16 protein-coding genes and 1 pseudogene are annotated in these 17,954 nt (G+C 59.2%); 11 read left to right on the forward strand and 6 right to left on the reverse strand.

Annotated elements, in window-relative coordinates:
- Positions 1-75: 75 nt before the first annotated feature.
- The 3 genes from H3221_RS25300 to H3221_RS25310 all read left to right on the forward strand — a co-directional run bounded on the left by H3221_RS25300 (position 76) and on the right by H3221_RS25310 (position 2,993).
- The gene (locus H3221_RS25300) at positions 76-390 is read left to right on the forward strand and encodes an antibiotic biosynthesis monooxygenase family protein (protein WP_196477161.1); all 315 of its coding nucleotides are present in this window, start codon (positions 76-78) and stop codon (positions 388-390) included.
- A 299-nt stretch (positions 391-689) separates the two neighbouring features.
- On the forward strand, positions 690-956 hold the full coding sequence (locus H3221_RS25305) for a DUF2790 domain-containing protein (RefSeq protein WP_196477162.1): 267 nt from the start codon (positions 690-692) through the stop codon (positions 954-956).
- Between the two features lie 132 nt (positions 957-1,088).
- Complete coding sequence (locus tag H3221_RS25310) at positions 1,089-2,993, forward strand: patatin-like phospholipase family protein (RefSeq protein ID WP_196477163.1); 1,905 nt, start codon at positions 1,089-1,091, stop codon at positions 2,991-2,993.
- 224 nt (positions 2,994-3,217) lie between these two features.
- Here H3221_RS25310 and H3221_RS25315 read toward each other — a convergent pair whose 3' ends face one another.
- Positions 3,218-4,000, reverse strand: coding sequence for a MetQ/NlpA family ABC transporter substrate-binding protein (locus H3221_RS25315; protein WP_196477164.1), 783 nt, complete (start codon positions 3,998-4,000; stop codon positions 3,218-3,220).
- 224 nt (positions 4,001-4,224) lie between these two features.
- Between H3221_RS25315 and H3221_RS25320 the strand changes: the two genes are divergently transcribed.
- From H3221_RS25320 to tcyN, 4 genes are all read left to right on the forward strand, one after another.
- Positions 4,225-5,217 (forward strand): D-cysteine desulfhydrase, encoded by a 993-nt coding sequence (locus tag H3221_RS25320; protein ID WP_196477165.1) that lies wholly within the window; start codon positions 4,225-4,227, stop codon positions 5,215-5,217.
- Positions 5,218-5,300: 83 nt separating this feature from the next.
- Positions 5,301-6,098, forward strand: a complete 798-nt coding sequence (gene tcyJ, locus H3221_RS25325) for a cystine ABC transporter substrate-binding protein (RefSeq protein WP_196477166.1) — start codon at positions 5,301-5,303, stop codon at positions 6,096-6,098.
- Positions 6,095-6,763 carry a cystine ABC transporter permease gene (gene tcyL, locus H3221_RS25330; RefSeq protein ID WP_196477167.1) on the forward strand — a complete coding sequence of 223 codons (669 nt, stop codon included), beginning with the start codon at positions 6,095-6,097 and terminating at the stop codon, positions 6,761-6,763. Before tcyJ ends, tcyL begins: the two co-directional genes overlap by 4 nt.
- Positions 6,763-7,518: an L-cystine ABC transporter ATP-binding protein TcyN gene (gene tcyN / locus H3221_RS25335; protein WP_196477168.1), complete on the forward strand. Its 756-nt coding sequence runs from the start codon at positions 6,763-6,765 to the stop codon at positions 7,516-7,518. Before tcyL ends, tcyN begins: the two co-directional genes overlap by 1 nt.
- 287 nt (positions 7,519-7,805) lie before the next feature.
- Here tcyN and H3221_RS25340 read toward each other — a convergent pair whose 3' ends face one another.
- Both H3221_RS25340 and H3221_RS25345 read right to left on the reverse strand, forming a co-directional pair.
- Complete coding sequence (locus H3221_RS25340; RefSeq protein WP_196477169.1) at positions 7,806-8,201, reverse strand: hypothetical protein; 396 nt, start codon at positions 8,199-8,201, stop codon at positions 7,806-7,808.
- Between the two features lie 11 nt (positions 8,202-8,212).
- The gene (locus tag H3221_RS25345) at positions 8,213-9,292 is read right to left on the reverse strand and encodes an alkene reductase (RefSeq protein ID WP_196477170.1); all 1,080 of its coding nucleotides are present in this window, start codon (positions 9,290-9,292) and stop codon (positions 8,213-8,215) included.
- Positions 9,293-9,416: 124 nt separating this feature from the next.
- Here H3221_RS25345 and H3221_RS25350 point away from each other — a divergent pair, with 124 nt between their 5' ends.
- Positions 9,417-10,289: a LysR family transcriptional regulator gene (locus H3221_RS25350; protein ID WP_196477171.1), complete on the forward strand. Its 873-nt coding sequence runs from the start codon at positions 9,417-9,419 to the stop codon at positions 10,287-10,289.
- A gap of 183 nt (positions 10,290-10,472) precedes the next feature.
- On the opposite strand, the gene H3221_RS25355 is transcribed toward H3221_RS25350, so the two are convergent.
- A complete protein-coding gene (locus H3221_RS25355; RefSeq protein WP_224490804.1) occupies positions 10,473-11,030 on the reverse strand; it encodes a tyrosine-type recombinase/integrase in 558 nt (185 codons plus the stop codon).
- A 371-nt stretch (positions 11,031-11,401) separates the two neighbouring features.
- Between H3221_RS25355 and H3221_RS25360 the strand changes: the two genes are divergently transcribed.
- On the forward strand, positions 11,402-11,596 hold the full coding sequence (locus H3221_RS25360; protein ID WP_196477172.1) for a beta/alpha barrel domain-containing protein: 195 nt from the start codon (positions 11,402-11,404) through the stop codon (positions 11,594-11,596).
- A 65-nt stretch (positions 11,597-11,661) separates the two neighbouring features.
- Positions 11,662-12,645, forward strand: a complete 984-nt coding sequence (locus H3221_RS25365) for an LLM class oxidoreductase (protein ID WP_196477173.1) — start codon at positions 11,662-11,664, stop codon at positions 12,643-12,645.
- Positions 12,646-12,700: 55 nt separating this feature from the next.
- On the opposite strand, the pseudogene H3221_RS25370 reads toward H3221_RS25365, so the two are convergent.
- Together H3221_RS25370 and H3221_RS25375 are read right to left on the reverse strand one after the other, a co-directional pair.
- Positions 12,701-12,817: pseudogene (locus H3221_RS25370) on the reverse strand (antibiotic biosynthesis monooxygenase); the annotation flags it as partial.
- A gap of 10 nt (positions 12,818-12,827) precedes the next feature.
- Positions 12,828-14,609 (reverse strand): monovalent cation:proton antiporter-2 (CPA2) family protein, encoded by a 1,782-nt coding sequence (locus tag H3221_RS25375; RefSeq protein ID WP_196477174.1) that lies wholly within the window; start codon positions 14,607-14,609, stop codon positions 12,828-12,830.
- A 667-nt stretch (positions 14,610-15,276) separates the two neighbouring features.
- Here H3221_RS25375 and H3221_RS25380 point away from each other — a divergent pair.
- Positions 15,277-17,502, forward strand: a complete 2,226-nt coding sequence (locus tag H3221_RS25380; protein ID WP_196477175.1) for a putative bifunctional diguanylate cyclase/phosphodiesterase — start codon at positions 15,277-15,279, stop codon at positions 17,500-17,502.
- The last annotated feature ends 452 nt before the right edge of the window (positions 17,503-17,954 follow it).

A 17,954-nucleotide genomic window follows, 5' to 3' on the forward strand; every position in this document is an offset into this window, starting at 1 on the left:
GATTGCCGTCGAGCCCTCGCTCATCCCGTAAGTACACAGGTTCAACGAACTAACTGACTTCAGAGGAATACCGCAATGATTCATGAAATCGCAGTCCTGCCTGTTCACAGTGCGCAGACCGAGCAGTTCAAACAGGCATTTGCCGACGTGGTTCACTTGCTCCAACGCGCCAAGGGCTACCACGGCCATATGTTAGCGCAGGGAATCGAAAGTCCCGAGACGTTCAACCTGATCGTGCGCTGGGCTTCACTTGAGGACCACGCGCCGGGTTTCGAAGCGAGTGATGACCATCAGACGTTCATGCTGGGCCTGGAGGAATATTTTTCGGAAGAGCCGACGGTCTACCACATTCAGGCCATCGCCAGCGATATTGCGCTGCCAACCGTCTAAGGAAACTCTGAAAAAGCCGTCATTCCCGCGTAGGCGGGAATCCAGAACCTACGGATTTCCTGGGCTCCCGCATTCGCGGGAGTGACGATAACTGGCTTTTTCAGAACATCCTTAAGCCTGCCGCTCTGTTGCCACCACTATTCAGTAGTCACTCGTTGATCTCACAGCGCTGAAATACAAGGCTGTCAGATCAACTTACCTGAACACCATTCCGTAGTTTTCTCCGAGAGTGAGCGGGCAATCCCGCTCAACTTTCCCGGAGGCACTCGGCCTCCATTTAGCGTCTTCGGAGTTCAACAATGATCAGCAAACATGCAAAAACCCTGGCAAGTATTTTCATTACCAGCTTTGCCTTACTTCTATCCGGTCACGCACTCGCTGAAAGCCCGGTTACCACTTACAAGTATGGATTGAAACTTGATGTCGCCAAGGTCCTATCCATATCAAAGCCGAAAACCCATACCTGCAAACCTGTCGATCACCTGATGAAATACGTGGACTCGACTGGAAAGATCCAGACCCTGAAATTCAAGGCGCTCTCCGATGCGTGCAGCAAAGGCCACTGACATAACGCAGTGACGCCATGTACAACCATACCCCACTCATTATCGGTAATCGCTCGCAATACTGGCATATAGCCGTAAAAGCCGCGTTATCATGCCCGCGCCAGCGTTCGGCATGACGACAAGGAGCAGTAGATGAGCGATTTGCGCCAGGCGGCCTTTGCCCGGGAATGCGACCTGATCATGAAAGGTGGCATCACCAGCGGCATCGTCTACCCGCTGGCCATCACCGAGATCGCCAAGGCGTTTCGCCTGCGCAGCATCGGCGGCACCAGTGCTGGCGCCATCGCTGCAGCAGCCGCTGCCGCTGCCGAACTGGGTCGCCAGCGCTATCAGCACGGTGCGTTGAGCAGCGACCCGGCCGGCTTCGCGACCATCGAACGACTGCCCCAGCACCTCTGCATGCCCGCCGCGAATGGCCATGGCACCAAACTGCTGGCGTTGTTCAAGCCTGCCCCGGCAATGCGCGCCCTGTTCGATACCTTCATCGCCCTCCTCGAGGTCAAGGGAAAAGGCCCCTGGACGCGGTTGTTCGCGCCACTGAAGGTCATGCTCATGCGCCACAAGCTCAGCGCCCTGGTCGGCGCCCTGCTGGCAGGCGGGCCGCTGTGGTGGAGCGCGGCCAGCAGCGCCAGCATGCTGGTTTGGCTCTGGGTCTTGCTGTTCGCCACGCTGGGTGGCGTGCTCGCGGTGATCCTGCGCCTGGCCCTGGTGGCATTGCGTGAACTGCCAGCCAGCGGTTTCGGCCTGTGTAGCGGCATGCCAGAGACCGATGACGACGCCCCGGATGAAGCCCTGACCACCTGGCTGACCCAGTACTTCGATCAGCTCAGCGGCCAGCGCGAGTACTGCGCGGGCCAGGCCGATGCCACCGAATGCGAACGGCCATTGACCTTCGGCGACCTGCGTCGCCATGGTATCGACCTGCAGGTGATGACCACCTGCCTAAGCATGGCGCGGCCTTTCCGCCTGCCCTTTCGTGACGACGAGCAGGTACGCGAGAACAACCAGTTCCACTTCCGCCAGGAGGAGTTCGCGCGGCTGTTCCCCCACCGCGTGGTGGCCTGGATGGGCGCTCACCAGCGCCCTGGCGATGATCGCGGCGACGGGTATCTGCGCCTGCCACTGCCCGATGACCTGCCGGTGATCGTCGCCGTACGCATGAGCCTGAGCTTTCCCCTGCTGCTCAGCGCCGTCCCACTGCACGCCGTGGACTACCGCACGAGCGGGAAGAAGCTGGAGCGCTGCTGGTTCACCGATGGCGGCATCAGTTCCAACTTTCCCATCCATTTCTTCGATGCCGCGCTGCCCAGGCGCCCCACCTTCGGCCTCGACCTGGGGCCAACCGACGGCGCCGACGAACAACGCGTGCGCTTCCCGCGTAACAATGGCGATGCGCGGCTTGCCTACTGGCGCCGCTTCCCCCAGACGGGTCTGCCAGCCCTGCGCGGTTTCCTTGCCCAACTCAGCAACGTCGCCAAAGACTGGAACCACGAAACCCTCTCGCTGATGCCCGGCTTTCGCGACCGTATCGGCCTGATCCAGCTGACCCGCGAAGAAGGTGGCCTCAACCTGACCATGCCCACCGAGCGCATCGAGCGACTGACCCGCTACGGACGCGAAGCCGGCCAGCAGTTCGTCCTGCGTTTCGGCGACCCGCAGCATTGGCAGCCGGGCGCCCAGGCCTCGCCGATGAACTGGGAAAATCACCAGATCATTCGTCTGCGCCTGCAACTGGCCAGCGTCGCCGAACAGTTGCAGAGCCTGGAGAGAGCCTGCCGCGAACTGCACGGCACGGAGCAGGACTACCAGCGCTTCTTCAGCACCGATGCCAAGCGCTACAGCTATCCCTTCAAAGGTCTCAGCGATCTGGAGCAGGACCCGGACACTGGCCTGTACCGCACCCAGGCCGGCCTGGCCCAGGCCATGCTGGGCAAGCTGCGGGAGATCGCCCAGATGATCGAACAGCACCCGGACAGCCACCCGGCCAAGGGGGCGCCCAAACCCACGCCCGAACTGAAGCTGCGCCCACGCCTGTAGGACGCTGGCCGTCGTTCTGAAGCCCTGCGCAGAACCCGACCAACAAAAGCCTCGGGCAAAAAGAACGCCGAGTCGGCTGAGCCGGCTCGGCGTACGAGTAACCCCGTTGGCACGGGTTCACTACCCTGATCGACGGTGGGCATTTGGGCAGTATGCCCCGTAATCGTGGCCTCTCGGTGCGCGCGGCGCACCCTACTCGGTGACAGCGCTCAACAGGGGCCGGCTCAGAAGGCCGGCAGTACCGCACCTTCATAACGCTTCTCGATGAAGGCCTTCACTTGCGGACTGGTCAGCGCGGCGGAGAGCTTCTTGATCGCCTCGCTGTCCTGGTTGTCCGGGCGCGCCACCAGGTAGTTGACGTAAGGCGAGTCGCTGCCTTCGATCGCCAGCGCATCGCGCTTGGGATTGAGCTTGGCCTCCAGCGCGTAGTTGGTGTTGATCAGCGCCAGGTCGACCTGATTCAGCACGCGCGGCACGGTGGCCGCCTCCAGCTCGCGGAACTTGAAGTTGCGCGGGTTATCGACGATGTCACGCGGCAGTGCCTGGGCGCTGCTGGGGTTCTTGAGGGTCAGCAGGCCGGCCTTCTGCAACAGCAGCAGCGCACGGCCAGTGGTGCTGACTTCGTTGGGGATGGCGATGGTGGCGCCGTTCGGCAATTCGTCGAGGGACTTGTACTTGGCCGAATAGGCGCCGAAGGGTTCGACGTGCACGCCCTGCACGATCACCAGCTCGGTACCGCGCTGTGTATTGAAAGTGTCCAGGTACGGCTTGGTCTGGAAGTAGTTGGCATCCAGATTCTTCTGGCTCACCTGCAGGTTGGGTTGAACGTAGTCGGTGAAGACCTTGATATCCAGATCCACGCCTTGCTTGGCCAGCTCGGGTTTGATCAGTTCGAGGATTTCGGCGTGCGGCACCGGGGTGGCGGCCACGCTCAGCTTTTCGCCAGCCTGGGCCAGGGAGGCAGTCAGGGCAGCGGCCAGGGCAGTCAGCAGCAGGGTCTTCTTCATGATGTCCTTGTTCTCGATTTATGGCACCGGCTGGATCGACAGCCCGGCGCGTTTGGCAGGCACCCGGCGGATAGGGCGGGCTAGGCGCAACAGTACGGAGAAACATTTATGCCATAAAATAACTATTAATTATTTTCTTATACCCAAAATAATCTTCCACTACTGCTTGTGAGCCCAGCCTCCTCCCGCCTAGAGTGAGAAGCCTTCGCTCCCTGGAGGCTCCCATGCTCACCGCCGCCCTCGCCCGCTTCCCCCGTCTGCAACTGATCCCTCAGGCCACCGCCCTGCAGCATCTGCCACGTCTGTCCCAGCACCTGGGCCGCGATATCTGGATCAAACGCGACGACCTCACCCCATTGGCGCTCGGCGGCAACAAGGCACGCAAGCTCGAATATCTCGCCGCCGACGCGCAGGCCAAAGGGGCCGACATACTGGTGACCGCAGGCGCCATCCAGTCCAACCATGTACGGCAAACCGCAGCGGTCGCCGCACAGCTCGGCCTGGGCTGCCTGGCCCTGCTGGAAAACCCCATCGACAGCCAGAGCGACGACTACCTGGGCAATGGCAACCGCCTGCTGCTGGATCTGTTCGGCGCCGAAGTGGAAAACGTCGCCAACCTGGACAACGCCGATCAGTTGCTGGAAGCCGCCTGCCGACGCCTCAGTGCAGCCGGGCGTCGGCCATACCTGGTACCCATCGGCGGCTCCAATGCCCTAGGCGCACTCGGCTACGTGCGTGGCGGGCTGGAGCTGGCCGAGCAGATCGCCGCCAGCGGCCAGGATTTCGCCGCCGTGGTGCTGGCGTCCGGCAGCGCCGGCACCCATACCGGGCTGGCCCTGTCGCTGGAAAGCGCGCACCCAGGCACACGCGTGATCGGCGTCACCGTTTCGCGCAGCGAGGCGGCACAAAAGCCCAAGGTCGAGGGTCTACTCCAGCGCACCGCTGAACTGCTGGGGGTGGATGTACCGCAAGGACTGAACCTGGAGTTATGGGATGCCTATTTCGCACCGCGCTACGGCGAAGCCAACGCCGCCGGCCTGGAGGCCATCAGCCTGTTGGCGCGCCTGGAAGCGATCCTGCTCGACCCGGTCTACACTGGCAAAGCCTTCGCCGGGCTGCTCGATGGCCTCAAGCGTGGCGCCTTCCCAGGCAACGGACCGCTGCTGTTCCTGCACACGGGCGGCTCGCCGGCTCTCTTCGCCTACAAACAAAAATGAATATATAGATAATTTTTAATTATTTAGAAGCATAATAATTTCCACCTAGAGTGGCGCCACCTTCCCACTTGCATGAGGTCACCATGACATTCTCCACCCTGCGTCGCCATTTCCTCTTCGGTAGCCTGGCTCTCGTACTGGGCGCCAGTTTCAGCGCAGCAAGCTTTGCCGCGGACCTGCTCGATGACATCAAGGCCCGCGGCTCCATCAAGGTCGGCCTGGAGGGCACCTACCCGCCCTTCAACTACCAGGACGCCAACGGCAAGCTGACCGGCTTCGAAGTGGAGCTGGCCGAAGCGCTGGCCAAGGAGCTGGGCGTCAAGGCCGAGTTCCAGCCGACCAAGTGGGACGGCATCCTCGCCGCGCTGGAATCCAAGCGCCTGGATGTGGTGATCAACCAGGTGACCATCTCCGACGAGCGCAAGAAGAAATACGATTTCTCCACCCCCTACACCGTTTCCGGCATCCAGGCACTGACCCGCAAGGCCGATGGCGACAGCATCAAGAGCGCCCAGGATCTGGCCGGCAAAAAGGTGGGCGTAGGCCTTGGCACCAACTACGAACAGTGGCTGAAAGACAACGTGCCACAAGCCGACATCCGCACCTACGATGACGACCCGACCAAGTTCCAGGACCTCAACGTCGGCCGCATCGACGTGATCCTGGTGGATCGCCTGGCCGCCTTCGAAATGGTCGAAAAAACCGGAGGCCGCCTGGCCGTGGCCGGCGACGCCTTCTCCCGTCAGGAAGCCGGCATCGCCCTGCGCAAGGGCAACCCCGCCCTGCTCGCCGCCATCGACCAGGCGCTGGCCAAGCTGAGTGCCGACGGCACCCTCAAGCAACTCTCCGAGAAATGGTTCAAGGCTGACGTCACCCGATGATCGAGTCCGCCCTTCAGCTGGCTCTGGAGTCTGCGCCCTTTCTGCTCAAGGGCGCCTACTACACGGTCGTACTCAGCCTGGGCGGCATGTTCTTCGGCCTGCTGCTGGGCTTCGCCCTCGCCGTCGGACGCCTGTACGGGCCAGCGCCACTGCGCTGGATCACCCGCCTCTACGTCTCCTTCTTTCGTGGCACGCCGCTGCTGGTACAGCTGTTCCTGATCTACTACGGCCTGCCGCAGCTGGGCATTCAGCTCGACCCACTGCCGGCTGCGCTGATCGGCTTCTCGCTGAACATGGCCGCCTACACCTCGGAGATTCTCCGCGCGGCCATCGCCTCCATCGACCGCGGCCAATGGGAAGCGGCCGCCAGCATCGGCATGAGCAAGACGCAGACGCTGTATCGGGCGATCCTGCCGCAGGCCGCGCGCACCGCCCTGCCGCCGCTGGGCAACAGCTTCATTTCGCTGGTCAAGGACACCGCCCTGGCCGCCACCATCCAGGTGCCGGAACTGTTCCGTCAGGCGCAGTTGATCACCGCGCGCACCTTCGAGATTTTCACCATGTACCTGGCGGCCGCGCTGATCTACTGGGCGCTGGCCAGCATCCTCGCGCACTTCCAGGCGCGCCTTGAGGCCAGGGTCAACCGGCACGAGCAGGACAACTGATGATTTCCGTGCGCAATCTGCGAAAAGCCTTCGGCAGCAACGAAGTACTCAAGGGCATCGACCTGGACGTGGCCGCCGGCGAAGTGGTGGCCATCATCGGCCCCAGCGGCTCGGGCAAGACCACCCTGCTGCGCTGCCTCAACCTGCTGGAGCAACCCAGCGCCGGGCAGATCACGGTGGGCGACATCCATATCAATGCGGATAAACCGCTCAAGGGCCAGCAGAAGCTCATCCGCCAACTGCGCCAGCAGGCCGGCTTCGTGTTCCAGAACTTCAACCTGTTCCCCCACCGCACGGCGCTGGAAAACGTCATCGAAGGCCCGGTGCAGGTGAAGAAGGAGCCGCGCGAAGCAGCCCTCGCCCATGCCCGCGCCCTGCTCGCCAAGGTGGGCCTGAGCGGCAAGGAAGACGCCTACCCCAAACGCCTGTCCGGCGGCCAGCAACAGCGCGTGGCCATCGCCCGTGCCCTGGCCATGCGCCCGCAAGTGATCCTCTTCGACGAACCCACCTCGGCCCTCGACCCCGAGCTGGTGGGCGAAGTGCTGACCACCATCCGCGATCTGGCCGAAGAAAAGCGCACCATGGTCATCGTCACCCACGAGATGGCCTTCGCCCGCGACGTGGCAGACCGGGCGATCTTCATCGACCAGGGGCACATCGTCGAACAGGGCCCAGCCAAGACCCTGTTCACCGCCCCCCAACACGAACGCACGCGGCAGTTTCTCAGCAAGTTTCTGCTGGATCGCTCGCTTTAGGAAACTGCAGACCCTCGCCCTTCACCGTAGCCCTGGCGATCCGCTTTTGCACACGAGTGCATCGAGCAATTGCTGGGAGGATAGACTGAGGTGAGAGCGGGAGTAAGCGAGATTTTTGGGCTGTTTACCGCCAAATGTAGTCAGTCAAAAACTCCAAAAACAGTGGTAATTCAAAAGTTGGAGCATCGAGCACCACGCGGCGGACTTAATCAGTCAGTGCTCGCCGTAGAGCAGCGGACAGTCATAAGCATCTTCGCAAACATGATCGTCTAGTTTGGGGCCGATGATCATTTTTCTTTGGGGGACTGCAGTAGAACGCCAAACGCAGTGATGCCCAGTAGGACTGCCGCTAACAGCAGATTGATCGGCACTCCGATCTCACGCAACGCCTGGCTAGCATATACGTCTGTACCGGGAATCAGGTAAGCCACGAACAAACCTGGCCAGAAACTGCCTGGAGCCAATGCCGCCGCCCATACCTGACCACGCTTCAGTGCGGCCAGAGAAAACAGACTGACCAGAACCAGCGTGGTGAACTGCATGCCAATATGAAACCGCGCATGCCCTGGCCAATCCGGATTGAACAGATGGGTGGCATTGAACACATCGGCGATGGCCACTATCGCCACGGTAGCTACGATAGCGAAACCAAGCAGGGCTTTACCAAGTAATGAGCGAGTCATGATGGCCTCCTTCACAGGCTTGGATAGTCAGTAAAGCCCGCATCCTCGCCGCCATACAGGGTGGCGCGGTCGGCTTGGGCCAGTTCGGCGCCACGTGCAAAGCGCTCCGGCAGGTCGGGATTGGCCACGAACGGAGTGCCGAACGACACCAGTGCGGCCTCGCCAGTTTTGAGAGCCGCCTCACCGCTCGCTGCGTCATAGCCACCGTTGGCAATCAATGGGCTGTTAATTTGCGGACCGAAAGTTGCCAGTACGTCACGCGGCCAGTGCGGAAAGTTGTCCAGCGGAAACAGCGCGCGCATTAGGTGCACATAGCCAGGCTGCAGCTTGTTCAATTCGCCCAGCAGGTAGCTATAGAGGGCCAGCGGATCGCTGTCGATCATGCTGTTGAAAGGAATCACCGGCGACAGCTTGATCCCCACGCGAGCTGAGCCCCAAACTTCGATCAGCGCCTGCATTACCTCCAGCACAAACCGGCTGCGCTTGGCGATGCTTCCGCCGTACTCGTCCGTGCGCAGATTGGCCGAGTCCACAAGAAACTGGTTCGGCAGATAGCCGAATGCGGCGTGCAACTCAACACCGTCAAAACCCGCACGCTTGGCGTTTTCAGCGGCTCGACGGTAGTCACCGATGACGGCCTGGATTTCGCTGAAGGTCAGTGCGCGCGGTACCTCGTAATCCTTCATACCTTCCAAGGTGAAATGCTGCTGGCCCTGGATCGCAACAGCAGACGGAGCTACGGGTAACAAACCACCACGCACGCTGGAATGACCGACCCGGCCGGTGTGCCAGAGCTGCGCGAAGATCTTGCCACCTGCCTCATGCACCGCCGCCGTTACCTGTTGCCAGGCGACAATTTGCTTATCGCTGAACAGGCCGGGGGTGAGCGGACTTCCGACGGCGTCTGCCGAGATATTGATTGCCTCACTGATGATCAGTCCGGCACTGGCACGCTGCGCGTAGTAGGTGGCCGTGGATGCCCGCGGCACCCCGGCAGCGTCGGCCCTTGAGCGCGTCATCGGCGCCATCACCATATGGTTGCGCAGATCAAGATCATGCAGACGAGCCGGGCTAAGCAATTGAGCGGTCATGGGGAAGTCTCCAAGTTCACGCAGAGGGATATCAGGCGTGAACAGATCATCCGGCCCAGCATGTATAGGATAAAGTCACAAAATCAGGAATGATTGCTCCACCAGTGGAGCAATGGAGTTCTATATGAAGCTGCTCAATGACATGGCCCTGTTCGTTGAAGTGATCAAGGCCAACAGCTTTCGCGGCGCCGCCGAGGCAGTTGGCTTGCCCAATTCCACGGTCTCGCGGCGAATTGCAGAACTGGAGCGACGTATCGGTCTGCGCCTGCTCAACCGCACCACACGGCGTATCGAACTCACAGAAGGCGGTCGCCTTTACTATGAGCGCTGTCGGCGCATCGTCGACGAAGCCCGCCTGGCCCATGAAGAGATCTCTGATCTGGTAGACAATCCCAGCGGCCTGATCCGTTTGTCCATGCCCATCGACTTCGGTGTGGTCTACCTGGCACCGCTATTGGCCGAGTTTGCCGAACGCTACCCGCTGATCCAGTTCGATCTGGATCTCACACCAAAGCGTCTGGATCTGATCCGTGACCCGGTTGATCTCGTGATCCGTATCGGCGCCCTACCCGACTCGCAGTTGATTGCCCGCCCCCTTGGTACCCTGCAGCGAAACCTCTTTGCCAGCCCAAGTTATCTGGCCCGCCATGGTGTACCGAGCAGCCCAGCAGAATTACTGCAACATCAGTGTCTACGCATGCTGGATGCGCCCTGGATCCTGTGCGCTGCAGAGCAAAAAGTCAGCCTGCCGATCCAGGGACGCTACCTGCTGAACAATATCGGTATGCTGCGTCGCCTGGCCTTGCTCGGTCAGGGTATCGCTATGCTGGTGGACGAGATGATCAGCGAGGATCTTGCCCAAGGCCGATTGCAGCGCGTATTGCCCAGCTGGCGGGCAGAGGCCCTGCCGGTTTACGCGATTACCGAGACCCGCCTGGTGCCGGCCAAGGTGCGGGTGTTGATCGACTTCCTCTCCGAGCAGTTCAACAGTAAGTGAAGTAAGTCCAGTGTATGGGCTGCGGCAATTGCGCTGCCAGAATGCCGGAAAACGAGCGTAGTCCAGTGCGCCGACGTTGATCATTGAATCGCCCATGGTTTCGCAGCCGTTTTGTGACCGCTTTTGGCCGGTTAGCGACGGCCTACCTTCGACCGTCGCTATGCATGGTTAAACCTCGGTCTGTTACGCCATCTCCAAGGCGTCATCGACCTCGATCCCCAGGTATCGAACGGTGCTCTCCAGCTTCGTATGGCCTAGCAGCAGTTGAACCGCCCGCAGGTTCTTCGTTCTGCGATAGATCAGTGATGCCTTCGTGAGTCTCATTGTGTGAGTACCATACATAGCTGGATCAAGGCCAATGGCTTGCACCCAGCCCTTGACGATACGAGCGTATTGCCCAGTGGATAGATGGTCTGAGGTATGCAGCCGGCTCGGAAAAAGGCAGTCCTCGCTACGAAGCTGAGCTTGATGTATCCAGGCTGCGAGAGCAGAACGTGTTTGCTCAGTGATCTCGAACTGGACTGGCCGGTGCGTTTTCTGCAGCATCACCATGGATCTTGATGACACATGCTCGCCATAGGCAACGTCGCGCACACGGAGCTTGGTTAAGTCGCAGGCTCGAAGCTTGCTGGCGATGGCCAGATCGAAGAGAGCCAGATCCCGGGTACTTTCTGCAATCTGAAGCCTTACTCGGATCGCCCAGTTATCTCTGAGTCGGAGCGGGGTTTTCTGCCCGACCAATTTCCCTCAGTTCCAGGGCTGACGGCTGCAGGTAGCGATGATGTTCATGGCAAGTCCTTCGCGTGTGGGAGGACAAGGATGACTAGCCAGAGCAATGGTCGCTAACCGGCCAGGAGCGGACACTCGAATGTGCTACGAAACCGCGAGGATTCAGCTGATCATTGGGGTTCTCCGTAGAAAAAGCACTCACTCTTCGAGCCTCCCTCAAGCGTTCAAGCCAAAAGCATGGACTGGAATCCAGTTGCCGGGATCGAGCATGCGGTGTCGAACTGCACTGTGCTAACGGCTGCCTAGTGAACTGATCCTTTGCACCCGCACCAATCGTCGTGACGACTGGTGCGGTTCACTGCAAAACCGCCTACGCTTATTGAATGAATCCCCAGGCCGTTGCTGCGGTACCCGTATCGCGCTGGAGCGATCTGATTGCCTTTGACTACCCGCTCATTGCCAATCCGGACCTGCCTGCGCTTATTGCCAACAACTGGCCTATCAATCCGGCCGACCCGACCAGCCTGTATGGCGCGGCGGGTAAAGGCTACACGGACTTCCCCACCTATCGTCCCTAAGCGACCGATACGGCGCCTCTAGAAATAGGCGTGCGGTTCACGTTCTTCCATTGAGGGAGATTAGGATGTATCGACCAAGCACGGTTCCTTATCAGGAGCATCGAGGGTTCAGGCGAACGTTCACTCTGGGTCATTTGAGCCTGGGATTGTTCTTTCCTTTGGAGGCCTTCGATGGGGACATTCCGAGCATGCTCAACCAGGTCGCATTGGCCAAACGAGCAGAGGAGCTGGGCTTCTCCGCGCTCTGGTTTCGCGACGTGCCTCTTCGCGACCCCAATTTCGGCGATGTCGGCCAAGTCTTCGATCCTTGGGTTTACCTGGGCTATATGGCGGCTCATACGTCAGAAATAGCGCTTGGTAGCGCATCCATTGCCATCCCCTTACACCATCCTCTGCACACGGCCAAGGCATCAGCCAGCGTCGATCAGTTGAGCTCAGGTCGCTTGATTCTGGGGGTAGCCTCCGGTGATCGCCCGGTGGAATTTTCAGCCTTTGACGTCGATCCCGAAAGGCGCGGAGAGATCTTTCGAGAGCACTACGAGGTGATTCACCGAGCCTACAGCACCAGCTTCGAACCCATCCGCTGGAGCGGTGGTGAGCTGCTCGGCGCAGACCTCATTCCGAAACCCACAACCCAAGTGATTCCAATGCTCGTGACTGGACATAGCCGCCAGTCACTGGATTGGATCGCGCGCGAAAGCGCCGGATGGATCAACTATCCACGCCCGCCGAAAATGCAGCGACTGATCGTGGAAAATTGGCGGATGGAGGTCATGAAGCAATGTGGTTCCATCTATAAGCCCTTCACTCAGTCGCTTTACATCGACCTCAGTGAGAACCCGTCCACGCCGCCCACTCCCATTCATTTGGGGTTCAAGCTTGGACGCGACCACCTTCGGACTTTGCTGGAGTCGCTTGAGGAAATCGGGGTGGACCACGTTATCCTGAACCTCAAGTACGGAAAGCGCCCTGCGGCGCAAGTCATTGAGGAGTTGGGCGCTCACATCGTTGCGCAATTCGGAGTAAAGGCGCGTCCTGGAACGAATTGATACGCCGGTCGCTTTCACTCCCAGCGGAGGTAGTGCGGTTCAGCAGGTTGAATGATCAGGCCGATACCTGCTCAAGGAATATCAGTTGCAACGGCTCTTTCAGCAGATCATCTGCCGTGGCGGCAAAGCGCTGAAAGTAAGCCATCGAAAAATGCGAATCCAACGTCGCCTGTAATTGATGCTCACTGAGCATCCCGCGCTTCATGGTTCGGCGGATCAATGCGTTCAATATTCCCCAGTACCAGCGCTCGTCCGGCAAACAGGCCGCCCGCTGTTTCCAAGGCAAAACGTTCGGAATCGCGTTTGCGCACTTCGTCGATCACTGCGTCGGCTTCGTGCTCAGACGCACCCAGAGTCAGCACGGCCTGACGACCGAGCAGCAGGGCGGCCTCAAAGGTTTCCCGCACTATGTAGTCGGCGTCGTGTTTGACCAATTCCAGCGCATGTTCGCGGTCAAAAGCGCGCACCACCAATTTCACCTGCGGGCAGTAGTGCCGCGTACTTTCGACAATGCGGGTCGCGGCTTTCTTATCATCCACACAAATAATGATGGCGCGGGCGTGATGGGCACCGGCAGCGTGCAATATTTCATGGCGGGCGCCATCGCCGTAATAGACCTTGAAACCATAGGGTGTCACGGCGCGGATGACCTCCGGATTTATATCGATGATAGAAATTTTCGCGCCCTGAGCGAGCGGCGCCTGGCAGGCAATCTGCCCCACCCGGCCAAAACCGATGATGAGTACATTGCCTTGCAGATTGTGGGCGGCTTCCACACCGTCCATACAAACGGTCTGCACGCGCGCAAAGCGCTTGTACAGCAATACAGTCACCGGCGTAATGGCCATGGAGAGCACCACAATAGCCGTCATATTGGCGCTGACTTCAGGACTGATGACCCTGAGCTTGAGGGCTTCGGCAAACAGCACAAAAGCAAATTCGCCCCCCTGCGCCATAAGCACGGCGCGATCCAGTGCGTCGCTATGGCTGCTTTTCGCGAGGCGCGCGACCCCATAAATACACAGTGCCTTGACCGTCATCAGCGCCAGCACACCAGAGGCGATGAGCATCCAAGCCTTGGCCACCACCTGCAGATCCAACGACATACCGACGCCGAGGAAAAACAGCCCCAGCAGCAGGCCGCGAAATGGCTCTATGTCGGCCTCCAACTGGTGGCGGAAGGTGGATTCCGACAGCAGCACACCGGCAACGAAAGCCCCCATCGCCATTGAAAGGCCGCCGATTTCCATCAGCAGCGCGGCTCCCAACACAACCAGCAACGCAGCGGCAGTCATAACCTCGCGCGCTTTGGCTCGGGCCAATACCTGAAACAGAGGATTGAGCAGCCACAAGCCTATGGCCACCAATGCGCCCAAGGACAGGGCTGCAATACCTATTCGCTGCCAAAGGGGTGACGTGGGTTCATGCACCAATTCGGTGGGCGCCAGAAATGCCACCACCGCCAGTAAAGGCACTATCAACAGGTCTTCAAACAGCAAAATGGAGACTATGTGCTGTCCCCTCGGCTCGGTTATGTCACCGCGCTCCGAAAGGACTTGCATAACTATGGCCGTGGATGTGAGTACAAAACCCGCCGCGCTCACAAATGACATCTGCCAAGAGAAACCAAAGGCCATGCCGACAAAGGTGAGCAGAAAAGCACAGACCACCACCTGCAGGCTGCCCAGCCCAAAGATCTGCCGACGCAGATCCCATAGGTGCGAGGGTTTCATCTCCAGTCCAATCACAAAAAGAAACATCACCACACCCAACTCGGCCACATCAATGATGGTGTGGGGGTCACTGATCAGTTGCAGTCCGAAGGGGCCAATGATCAGCCCCGCCGCCAGGTAACCGACCACTGAGCCGAGCCCGATTCGTTTGAGCAGCGGCACTGCCACCACGGCAGCGGCAAGCAAAGTGACGACAGCAACTAATTGTTCTGCATTGCCTTCAACGGCCATAGCATTGACCCTCACCCCACATCAGGACCGGTAATGCGTCCACGGCCAGGCGTGTCGAGCAGAGCTTTCAAGCTGAGCGCTCAGTTCCGCAAATTCTTCGGGACAAAGCACAAGATCCGGAGTGTGCATCAAGAGCTCTCCGGGGTAGGAATGGCACTTGGAGTGTAGTGCAGCACACCGGCATCGTTTTAAAGGGTGACAAAAAACTCAGTAGCATCCCCCTGTTCGTACCGGGCGCGTAGGCATGGCTTGAGTCTTGGGTAATCGGAGCGCCACGCAACTGCGTCGATTTGAGTCACCGTTTTGGCATCAGCCGCCTCTTTTCTACCGGCCGCTTTGGATCGATTGCCACTTGTCGCAAAGGCCTGTAATTGGCCGATTGCAACCGATCATCAACCGCTGCAATCGGCTAACTAAGCGGCCGTTCTAGAGTCGGAAAAAACTAATCCGCCCCTTTTCGTTCGGCCTATAAATTGCCGCGCGTCGAGAAAGCGAAGTCAGCCAGATGGCGGCAAGCTGATATCGTTTTTTCTGTTGACTCTGAGTCTTTTTTAACCAGCCGGGGCTTTATACAGTGCGCTACCGACGTACTAGTGGACAGTGATCGGCCGCCCACTGTTTCTGGCTCTCTGAAGACCGGACGACCTTGAGAGTCTTCAGGAATCCCATGAATACTTGTCGCACGCGTATGCACAGCAAGACACTGGCCGATTCGCAACGTGACATTCTTGGAATGATCGCGACCGACCATCATCTGGGCGAAGTACTCTGCGCTATCTGCCAGATGATCGACACACAGGCCCCCAAGACCTTCTCCTCGATTCTGCTTACTGATGCCGAGGGCAAGCACTTGCTGAACGGTGCAGCGCCCGGCCTACCGGCAGCGTACAGCGAGGCAGTTCATGGAATGGCCATTGGTCCACAGGAAGGAACCTGCGGCACCGCAGCGTTCCGGCGCGAGCTTGTAGTCACCGAAGACATCGCCCGGGATCCAAACTGGGAGCGTTTTCGCAGCTTGGCGCTGGGGCATAACCTGCGTTCCTGCTGGTCGCTGCCGTTGCTTTCCTATCAAGGAAGCGTGTTGGGCACATTTGCCCTATACCAGAGCCGCGCCCATACGCCGAACGAGGCGCAGATTGAACAACTGGCTTGCGCGGCCCAACTCGCAGTCATCGCCATCCGTCATGAGCGTGATGGCCAACGTCTGGAGGAAAGCGAACAACGTTTTCGTTCATTGTTCACCTACAACCCCAACCCCGTATTTGCTCTCGATCTGGCCGGCAACATCCAGAGTGTGAATCCGGCAGGCCTGAAACTGAAACCGCACACTGCCTCCAACTTCATTGGCCATCACTTTTCTCACTTGGTGCTCGAAGAAGACCTGCAACGGGTCAGCCAGCATTTTTCCGCAGCCCGCGGCGGAGCGCCTCAACGCTTCGAGGCAGGGGTTCGCGACGAGAGTGGCAACCTGTTGACCATGGACATTTCCAACCTGCCGATCATGGTCAATGGCGAGATCGTCGGTGTGTTTGGCATAGCCCGTGACATCAGCGAGCAGAAGCATTTCGAGCGCCAATTGAACTTCAACGCCAGCCATGACCGGCTGACCGGCTTGCTTAATCGTGTGTCGCTTGAAGACCGGCTTACTCTGGATTGTCACATCAGTCGTCGGCATAAGCGCCGTCTGGCAGTGATGTGCATCGATTTGGATGGATTCAAATCCATCAACGATTCGATCGGGCACTACTTCGGCGACCAGGTGCTGATTGAGGTCGCGCAGCGTTTGACCCAGCAGATTCGTCCCGGGGATACCATTGTGCGCATGGGCGGCGATGAATTTATCGTTCTGCTGCCGGACCTGCTTTGTGATGAGGACGTTGTACCGGTGGCCGAGCGATTGATGGCCAGCATTGCCAAACCTTACTGCGTCCAGGGCATGGACCTGCACGTGACTGCAAGTGTCGGTATTACGTTGAGCGATGGTCATATCGAGCAGCCGATGCAGCTGATCCAGCAGGCTGATATGGCCATGTACAAAGCCAAGCAGCAAGGGCGCAATAACTTTCAGTGGTACACCAGCGATCTGAACCAGCGCGTTTGCGAGCACGCGAGCCTGCGCAACGACCTGCAAAAGGCGATCGAAACTCAGACATTACAGCTGCATTATCAACCGCAGATAGACGCGCGCACGGGTCGGGTGGTCGGGCTCGAAGCATTGCTGCGCTGGGAGCATGCGGAAAAAGGGTTTATCTCACCAGCGGTGTTTGTGCCGGTGGCTGAAGACAGTGGTCAGATCATCCCGCTGAGTCTCTGGGTACTGGATGCAGCCTGCGCGCAGTTGCGCCAGCTAAGTGATCAAGGCGCCACGAGCATCTCGATGGCCGTGAATATTTCGCCGATGCATTTTCAGCGTGGCCATTTCGTCCAGTATGTCCAAGCCACCCTTGAAAAACATGGTCTGCGGGGTGAGCAGTTGGAGCTGGAGATCACCGAGTCGCTTCTATTGAATAACGCTGAGCAGGCGATCGAAACGCTGCATCGGCTCAAGGCGTTGGGAGTGCGCATTGCACTCGATGATTTCGGCACCGGGTTTTCCAGCCTCAGCTATCTCAAGCGTTTGCCCATCGACAAAATCAAGATTGACCGCTCCTTCGTCCAGGAAATCGCTACCGATCATAATGATGCAGCGATCACCCAAGGCATTATTTCCATGGCCCATCACCTCAGCCTGACGGTGGTCGCCGAAGGCGTGGAAACGGCGTCCCAAATGGAATTCCTTAAGGGCAGTCGCTGCGATGTTTTTCAGGGGTATTACTTTGCCAAACCGATGCCTTTTGTAGAACTCGAAGCATTCCTGGGCCTCCCGGCGTTCATGCCTGACCGGCAATCCTGACGGGGCCCAGCTCTGAAAATCAGACATCAGGAGAGTTTCTTTGCACAGTCGTGTATCGAGTTGTCGAACCGTAATCGCATTTTGGTCGACATCCTGGTCGCCCAAGCGGGGGAAGTGGGCTGATTTGTTTTCCCTACTCTAAACGTCCGCTAATGGCCGATAGCAGCCACTCCGCACCTTGCCCTACCCTCCACTCCGCGCTACAGTCCGCCCCGTCACGGTCAATCCCGTGACCGGGTGTAGGAACCCGATTTTTCACGAAGGGCGCGGTAGCGCCATAGCCGAGAGCAGGCGCTTTTTTTGTGCCTGTTGTTTTCTCGTGCATTTATGGCGGGCCGTGTGAGGCAGGCCTCGGCCTGGCCGGCGTCCTTCGTGGCCGGTATTCCTACCCTTGCACGGTCCGCCACCCACGCCCGTAGGAAGGCTTGGTTGGCGGCTCCTTAAAATCACGA

Origin of the sequence: Pseudomonas chaetocerotis, from assembly GCF_015712105.2 — a bacterium.
In the GTDB taxonomy this organism is placed as follows: Bacteria; Pseudomonadota; Gammaproteobacteria; order Pseudomonadales; family Pseudomonadaceae; genus Aquipseudomonas; species Aquipseudomonas chaetocerotis.

Coding starts and splice junctions, on each gene's coding strand:
- H3221_RS25380 (WP_196477175.1), top strand. CDS start 15,277: ATGAATACTTGTCGCACGCGTATGCACAGCAAGACACTGGCCGATTCG.
- H3221_RS25315 (WP_196477164.1), bottom strand. CDS start 4,000: ATGAAGAAGACCCTGCTGCTGACTGCCCTGGCCGCTGCCCTGACTGCC.
- H3221_RS25305 (WP_196477162.1), top strand. CDS start 690: ATGATCAGCAAACATGCAAAAACCCTGGCAAGTATTTTCATTACCAGC.
- H3221_RS25350 (WP_196477171.1), top strand. CDS start 9,417: ATGAAGCTGCTCAATGACATGGCCCTGTTCGTTGAAGTGATCAAGGCC.
- H3221_RS25365 (WP_196477173.1), top strand. CDS start 11,662: ATGTATCGACCAAGCACGGTTCCTTATCAGGAGCATCGAGGGTTCAGG.
- H3221_RS25375 (WP_196477174.1), bottom strand. CDS start 14,609: ATGGCCGTTGAAGGCAATGCAGAACAATTAGTTGCTGTCGTCACTTTG.
- H3221_RS25320 (WP_196477165.1), top strand. CDS start 4,225: ATGCTCACCGCCGCCCTCGCCCGCTTCCCCCGTCTGCAACTGATCCCT.
- tcyL (WP_196477167.1), top strand. CDS start 6,095: ATGATCGAGTCCGCCCTTCAGCTGGCTCTGGAGTCTGCGCCCTTTCTG.
- H3221_RS25360 (WP_196477172.1), top strand. CDS start 11,402: ATGAATCCCCAGGCCGTTGCTGCGGTACCCGTATCGCGCTGGAGCGAT.
- H3221_RS25340 (WP_196477169.1), bottom strand. CDS start 8,201: ATGACTCGCTCATTACTTGGTAAAGCCCTGCTTGGTTTCGCTATCGTA.
- tcyJ (WP_196477166.1), top strand. CDS start 5,301: ATGACATTCTCCACCCTGCGTCGCCATTTCCTCTTCGGTAGCCTGGCT.
- H3221_RS25300 (WP_196477161.1), top strand. CDS start 76: ATGATTCATGAAATCGCAGTCCTGCCTGTTCACAGTGCGCAGACCGAG.
- tcyN (WP_196477168.1), top strand. CDS start 6,763: ATGATTTCCGTGCGCAATCTGCGAAAAGCCTTCGGCAGCAACGAAGTA.
- H3221_RS25310 (WP_196477163.1), top strand. CDS start 1,089: ATGAGCGATTTGCGCCAGGCGGCCTTTGCCCGGGAATGCGACCTGATC.
- H3221_RS25345 (WP_196477170.1), bottom strand. CDS start 9,292: ATGACCGCTCAATTGCTTAGCCCGGCTCGTCTGCATGATCTTGATCTG.